Origin of the sequence: Flintibacter muris (assembly GCF_943192995.1) — a bacterium.
GTDB classification, from domain to species: Bacteria; Bacillota; Clostridia; order Oscillospirales; family Oscillospiraceae; genus Lawsonibacter; species Lawsonibacter muris.
In genome coordinates this window covers 1-6,450 of sequence record NZ_CALPCP010000081.1, presented here as the reverse complement: position 1 = coordinate 6,450, position 6,450 = coordinate 1, and the positions used below count along the sequence as shown (strand labels likewise).

Sequence of the window (6,450 nt, the reverse complement as noted above, 5' to 3'; positions counted from 1 at the left end):
AAGGTCCCCGGCCAGGAGGAGATGAAAACCACCGCCGTGGCCCTGTCCATCGGCGGGGACCGGGCGGTGTGGGGCCATGTGGGGGACTCCCGGCTCTACCGTTTTTCCGGCGGGGTGCTGGCTCAGGAGACCCGGGACCACTCCGTCACCTATATGAAGTATCTGGGCGGCGAGATCTCCTATATGGATGTCTATCACGACGACGACCGCTCCAGTTTATTGCGGGCGCTGGGGAAGATGCCCTGCAAGCCGGAGGCTGGCCAGGCCCGCCTCCGGCCGGGGGACGCCTTTTTGCTGTGCTCCGACGGCTTTTGGGAGTATGTCTACCAGGAGGAGATGCTGGCGGACCTGCTGAAGGCGGAGAGTCCAAGGCAGTGGGCGGAGGGGATGCTCCTGCGCCACATCCGCCGCACCCCGCCGGGGAACGACAACTTTTCCCTCATCACTGTGTTTGCGGAGGAGGAGCTATGAGACGGCTGACATCCATATTCCTTGCCCTGCTGCTGGCGGGGCTTATGTGTACCGGCGCTCTGGCTGCCGGCAGCGCGGAGATCGTCCGGGCCTTTGTCTACGATGGCACGCTGTACACCTATGTGTCCATGGACGGGATGGAGCAGCCTGTCACCAAGGCGGAGGCCAGGGTGGGCGGACAGACCTTCTCCGCCGCCGGCCGGCTGGAGACTGTCCGCCAGGCGGGCGCTCCGGTGACCTGGCTGCTGCTGGTGGACAACTCCACCTCCATGCCCGCCTTCCGTCAGGAGGCAGAGGAGTTTGCTCGAAGTCTGGCACAGTCCGGCGGGGAAAACACCCGATTTATTCTGGCTACCTTCGGAGACGCATTTACGGTCAGGGCGGAGGATGTCTCTCCGGAGGAACTGTCCGGCGAGATGGAAAAGATCCCCTTTGACGAGCGGGTGACCCGCCTCCACACCGCCATCAGTCAGGGGCTGGATTACTTTGAGGAGCTGCCCCGGCAGCGCAACGAGCTGCGGTGCATGGTGGTGCTGTCTGACGGGGTGCAGTACGACCCCACAGGAGGCGTGCCCTATGAGGAGCTGCTGGAGCGGGTCAGTGCCTCCGATGTGATGCTTCACTCCGTGGGCCTGGGCGGCGACCGGGAAGCCTTGGACAGTATGGGCCGGCTGGCGGAGGCTTCCGGAGGCTCCCATCAGATAATGGAAGAGGTGCCGGCGGCAGAGGCCGGGAGCACCCTGGCGGAGGACAGCGGCAGGCTGTTTGTCACCGGCTTTGATCTGTCCGGCCTGAGCTCAGAGGGTGGGACGGAGCAGGTGTCTGTGACCTTTGCCGCTGGCAGCGAGCTGGTCTGCCGGGCAGAAGGGCAAGTGGAACTGCCCAAGCTCACTGGAGAGGGCGGAACAGGGGCTGATGTTCAGCCGCCCGTTCAACTGCCGGAGCCACCAGCACAGACCCAGAACGGAATAGGCGGCGGCTCCACCTCCACGGCCAATCCTTCTGCCTCATCTCAGGGGATTTCCCCGGCCATCATTGTGGGAATTATCGCAGTGGCGGGAATCGCCACTGTGTCAGGTCTTCTGGTGCGAAAAAGGCGGAGCGCTCCAGCGGCTTCCGACCCTGTCCCGCAGGAGGAACAGAGGGGCATCTATATGCGCTTGGAGCTGGTGCGAGGAGGGTTGGCCGGTGGGCAGAGCCAGCAGGAGCTGGAATTGCGGGATGAGTTGATTATCGGTACCGATCCGCTCTGCGATATTGTGGTACAGGACGGTGAGGCAGCTCTCCGGCATGTCCGGCTCTTTTCCGTGGAGGGCGCGGTATATGTGGAGGCTCTGGATTTCTCCGGCGCGGCGTACATCAACGGAGAGGGGCTTCAGAAGACCCGGAGATTGCGCGGCGGAGATGAGGTCACAGTGGGAAGTACTGTAATTCGTCTGAAATTTTAGCGGGAACATTTTTCCTTGTTTTCTGCTATGTAAAATCTGTGTTTCCCAGCGCCAGGTCCTCTTGTCCATGATCGATTTTCTGTTATCACGAGGAATGGCCAGTCTTCTGGCCGACTCTCCCTTGCTGCTATTCACTTACGCATAGAAATTGACATAGAGGGGAAACGCTGATAAACTATAGCTCAAAATAAGTATGAGGAAAATTTCCCAACCAAGGGCCCGGGGTGGAAGATAGCAAAGGACCCGAAATTGGCGATCTACCTGGCTGGGGAAGGTCCTCAAGGGCGACTACCAATCCCCTGAGGCCGCCCTCGGGTAGATTGAGGTTAAGGGGATGGAGTTTGATACCAAAATTTCGCCCCGGACCCTTTACCGCTATGTAGATATGGGACTGATCCCGCACGTCTCAAACATGGACCTCCCGCACAAGCGAAACAAGAAGGATAAAAAGAAAACTGAAAAGCCCAGGGCCGCCCGATCCGCAAAGGGCAAGAGCATAGAGGAGCGACCGAAAGCGGTCAACTCCAGAGAGGAGGACGGACATTGGGAAATGGATACCGTGTTAAGTGCAAAGGACGGGAGCCTGGAGCGGGACCTCGGAATAACTGAACGCGCCACACGAAACCCAATAAATATAAAGATCAAGAACGGGGAGACGGCGAGCGTCATCGCCGCGCTGGACGCCCTGGAGCGGAAACTCGGGGCTTTATTTCCGGTCGTGTTTCGTTCGATCACCGTCGACAACGGCTCCGAGTTTGCGGACGTGGAAGGTATGGAGCGATCTTGCCTCCGTCCCGGGGAAAAGAGGACGACGGTCTACTACTGCCACCCGTACAGCTCCAGCGAGCGGGGCTCAAATGAGAAACAAAATGGTATGCTCCGCCAACATACAAAAATTTGCCAAATGTCAAGACTAAGTTACAAAAAGTCCTAAAAAATTTTTAATAGCCCGAAAAGTGGAGGGGCACCGCCAGCGCGGTGCCCCCGTTTTTGCACCTCCAGCGGTCCCGGACGGTGCAAGGATGGCGCAAAGAATAGACCGGCGGCCCTGGAGGCGTCCGGCCTGGTCGTTTTCCCGTGTTCAGCTGGTCAGGCCGCCACGGTCATGTATTCATCATAAAGCATTTGCGGCGTTTTCCAGCCCAGGATCCGGCGCGGATAGTTGGCCAGCCATTCCTCCACCATGGCCACCTCCGCCGCCGTGATGGTGTCGAAGTTGGTCCCCTTTGGAAACCACCGTCTAATGATCCTGTTCATGTTTTCATTGGATCCCCGCTCATAGGCAGAATACGGATGGCAATAATAAATTTTCGTGCGCGGCTTTCTGGCCCGCTTGGATCGTTCCATCCCCTGGCAGTCCTGAAACTCGCACCCATTGTCTACCGTGATTGACCGGAACACTTCCCGGAACTTTGCGCCCATGCGCCGCTCTATGCGGTCCAGCGCCCGGACCACGCTTTCCATGGTATGATCGGGCACCCGGATAATGACGGGGTAGCGGGTCAGCCGCTCGGTCAGGACCACCAGGGCCGCCTTGCTTCCCTTGCACCCCATAACGCTGTCCATTTCCCAGTTGCCAAACGTGTCCCGGCTGTTGACCTCCTCCGGGCGCTGTTCGATGGTGTCCCCCTTTGCTGGCCTGGCCCGTTTCTGGCGGTCCCGGTCCTCCAGTTTCCGGTGGTCGCCTTTATATAGCAGATCCTCCTCTGTCAAGTTCATAAAAATGTCACCGCGATAAATCCAGTTGTAAAGGGTTGTTTCACAGATTTCTGTATCAAACTTTTCCCCGTCTATTTTGATTTGCGCCAGGGCCGCACCGGGGGATCTCTTTTTGTTTATGATCTGGTCCTCTATGTACTCCACAAAAGCAAAATCTTTCCCCAGCTTAATGTCCGGCCCTTTTGCCCTCAAATTCTCCTGGTATTTCCGCTCTGCCACGTCCGCACAGTATCTTTCCACAAATTCGTATTCGCTGGTTTGCTGAACGCACATTCCCCGCGCCAGTTCATTGTAAATCGTTTTTTTGCACTTGCCCAGCATGGCGGCGATCTCCGGCGGTTTTGCTCCAGTCCGCAGGGCACCCTCTATTTTCAGGCGGTCCTCCCATTTGATATGTCCGCTCCCTTTATGGTTCATAGCAGCCTCCTTTATGGCATGACAAAACCGGCGCGGTGCAATACCACGCCGGTTTCACTCTCTCCCCAGCAGCCACAACACGGAAACGTCCAAAATGTCCGCTATTGTGGTAACTTCATAATCTGCCACATACCTGCTGCCGCTTTCAATTCTGCTTATGAAACGCGGTATTGAAATGTCGTGGGCCTACGACTACAAGGATCGTCTGGCCCTGCGGATCGAAAAGAAACGCGGCAAGCTACTGTATGCCATGATCGGCATTACAAACAATGGCCGTTTTGACGTGAGCGTGTCTGCCGCCGGTGTGGTGACTATGGCATATCTGCGGGAGTTCATAGCCCGCACCCTCCAGGCCCACAACGCGGACAGTGAGGCGCACCCGGAGATCCGGGAGCAGCTGGCCAATGTGTCCGCCAACAATGACAGCGTGGAAAACGCTGTGGCAGAGGTGGACGCCAGGCTGACCCTGCTGGAATTGATGTACCGCACCCAGGTGAGCGGCAACCCGTTCACCGTGACATTTGACAACATGGACAGCCTGCTGGTGACTGGCGTATGGAATGCGGCTATGAAACGGGTGGAGTTTTAACGCATGGCAGAAAAGGAGTATGTGCTGGGGAATAAGGCGAAAGACCTATACCAATACACCCGGCAGGTAACAAAACCGGGCGCGGACGAAAAGGTGGACGTGCGGGACGTGGCCACCGTCATGCGGAAAATGGCCACGGCGGCAACGCTGGAGGAAATGCGGGCCACCCTGACCGCTACGGCGGAGCGCCTGGAGAAAAAGCGAAAGCGCCCATATTTCCCCAAAAGTGAGAGTTTTGGCATGATCAAGGACCTGCGGGACGCGGCCAGGGCAATCCTGCGCGGCGTATTCGCTGCCAATGAAACCCGGTTTAATGACCACCCGGAGGACCGCCTGCGGGAGATCAAGGCCGTTATTGATGAATGTGGCCTAATGCTCCAGCTGGTGGAACTGGCCCACGATTTGGGTTATACCGACGTCAAGCGGATGGGCACATGGACCAAGCGGATCCTGGACGTGAAATATATGTGCCTGGCCTGGCTGAAAAAGGACACCGAGCGGGCCAAGGCAATTCTGGCCAGCCGCCAGAGGACAGACTGCGACACCATGGTGAAAATGGTGCGTGAAATCCTGGCGGCGGAGGGCCGCCAGCAAATGAGGATATGACGCGGCGGCTGCTGCGTGATATTGGGGTATGACCTACAACCGCCACCAACTGGTGGCTGCGCTCCCCGAACCTGAACAATGCCACCAATGCGTGGAACTGCAATTCCAATGGCAACGCCAACAACAACAACTGTACCAACACCTGGGGGGTCCGGCCCGCTCTGATGGATAACGCCAGACCAAGTAGGCAAACGCCGAACGCTGCGCCCCGTCAATCAAAGGAGGTCATTTCCCGTCCAAGCCCTGCGCGTGGGGTGCGGATAAACACATGGCGCTGACGCTGGCCGCCGTTTGTGCCGCCGGCTATCAGCGGCGCCCCGGCTGAACGGGGACCCGGCGGGGAAACGCGCCGGGTCCTACATATCCCTAGGGGGATAAGATGAACTATGAGGAACTGTGTTCTTTTGAGGTGCTATATAGTGCGTACAAGATCGCACGGGTGGGAAAACGGGAAAAACAGGGGACCGCCCAATATGAGGCCAACGCCCTGGCCTGTACGGAAAGGCTTTCCCGGATCCTGTTAAATGGAAATTACAGACCGAGCAAATTTGAAACTTTTTTCGTGTATGAGCCGAAAAAGCGGCTTGTGCAGGCCCCGGCATTTGTGGACAAGGTGGTGCAGCACGCGCTTGTGGACAATATCCTGTATGACGCTATTACCCGGAGTTTTATTCAGGAAAGCCACGCCTCCCAGGTGTGGAAGGGTATGCACGTCGGACTGGACCGCCTGCGGGCACAAATGCGGGAGTATTTCCAGAAACGGAAAGGCCGTGACGAAACGGCCCGGAGGGCCGCCGGCCTCCCGTTCCGGCCCAGGGAACAATGGGACTATGCGGACGGGTGGATCCTAAAGGCGGACGTTCACCATTTTTTCGCCAGCATTGACCACGATATTTTGAAACAGAAACTTCGGCGGCGGGTGGCGGATAACCGGGTATTTGAATTGATGTGTACTTACATCGACAGCACGGACGGCCTGCCGCTGGGCTACCAGACAAGCCAACTGTTGGCCCTGATGTATCTGGATGAATTTGACCACTGGATCAAAGAAACGCTACACGCCCGGTATTATGGCCGGTATATGGATGATTTTTATATTATCCATGAGGACAAGGCCCATTTGCAAAAGTGCCTTGCACTGATCCGGGGACGGATGGACGCCCTAAAATTGGAACTGAACGGGAAAACGGCAATCTTTCC

General features: G+C 57.5%; 7 protein-coding genes and 1 pseudogene. 7 read left to right on the top strand and 1 reads right to left on the bottom strand.

Annotated elements, in window-relative coordinates; translation table 11 throughout:
* From NFS22_RS22860 to NFS22_RS22850, 3 genes are all read left to right on the top strand, one after another.
* Positions 1-471: PP2C family protein-serine/threonine phosphatase (locus tag NFS22_RS22860; protein WP_251319942.1), on the top strand; the 471-nt coding region annotated here is incomplete at its 5' end.
* Positions 468-1,919, top strand: a complete 1,452-nt coding sequence (locus NFS22_RS22855) for an FHA domain-containing protein (RefSeq protein ID WP_251319941.1) — start codon at positions 468-470, stop codon at positions 1,917-1,919. The genes NFS22_RS22860 and NFS22_RS22855, both read left to right, overlap by 4 nt.
* A 334-nt stretch (positions 1,920-2,253) precedes the next feature.
* Positions 2,254-2,853, top strand: coding sequence for an IS30 family transposase (locus NFS22_RS22850; protein WP_251319940.1), 600 nt, complete (start codon positions 2,254-2,256; stop codon positions 2,851-2,853).
* Between the two features lie 155 nt (positions 2,854-3,008).
* Here the strand turns inward: NFS22_RS22850 and NFS22_RS22845 are convergent, their stop codons facing one another.
* Positions 3,009-4,055 (bottom strand): IS30 family transposase, encoded by a 1,047-nt coding sequence (locus NFS22_RS22845; RefSeq protein WP_251319939.1) that lies wholly within the window; start codon positions 4,053-4,055, stop codon positions 3,009-3,011.
* Positions 4,056-4,230: 175 nt separating this feature from the next.
* On the opposite strand from NFS22_RS22845, the gene NFS22_RS22840 reads away from it, so the two are divergent.
* The 4 genes and pseudogenes from NFS22_RS22840 to NFS22_RS22830 form a co-directional block, all read left to right on the top strand.
* Positions 4,231-4,644, top strand: coding sequence for a hypothetical protein (locus NFS22_RS22840; RefSeq protein WP_251319938.1), 414 nt, complete (start codon positions 4,231-4,233; stop codon positions 4,642-4,644).
* A 3-nt stretch (positions 4,645-4,647) separates the two neighbouring features.
* Positions 4,648-5,250: a four helix bundle protein gene (locus tag NFS22_RS22835; RefSeq protein ID WP_251319937.1), complete on the top strand. Its 603-nt coding sequence runs from the start codon at positions 4,648-4,650 to the stop codon at positions 5,248-5,250.
* Between the two features lie 50 nt (positions 5,251-5,300).
* Positions 5,301-5,528: pseudogene (locus NFS22_RS24210) on the top strand (DUF6273 domain-containing protein); the annotation flags it as partial.
* A gap of 101 nt (positions 5,529-5,629) precedes the next feature.
* A partial coding sequence (locus NFS22_RS22830) for a reverse transcriptase/maturase family protein (protein WP_251319936.1) occupies positions 5,630-6,450 on the top strand: 821 nt, incomplete at its 3' end.

Bases quoted from the DNA above. Each gene is read 5' to 3' on its own strand.
- NFS22_RS22855 (WP_251319941.1), top strand. From the start codon at position 468: ATGAGACGGCTGACATCCATATTCCTTGCCCTGCTGCTGGCGGGGCTT.
- NFS22_RS22850 (WP_251319940.1), top strand. From the start codon at position 2,254: ATGGAGTTTGATACCAAAATTTCGCCCCGGACCCTTTACCGCTATGTA.
- NFS22_RS22845 (WP_251319939.1), bottom strand. From the start codon at position 4,055: ATGAACCATAAAGGGAGCGGACATATCAAATGGGAGGACCGCCTGAAA.
- NFS22_RS22840 (WP_251319938.1), top strand. From the start codon at position 4,231: ATGTCGTGGGCCTACGACTACAAGGATCGTCTGGCCCTGCGGATCGAA.
- NFS22_RS22835 (WP_251319937.1), top strand. From the start codon at position 4,648: ATGGCAGAAAAGGAGTATGTGCTGGGGAATAAGGCGAAAGACCTATAC.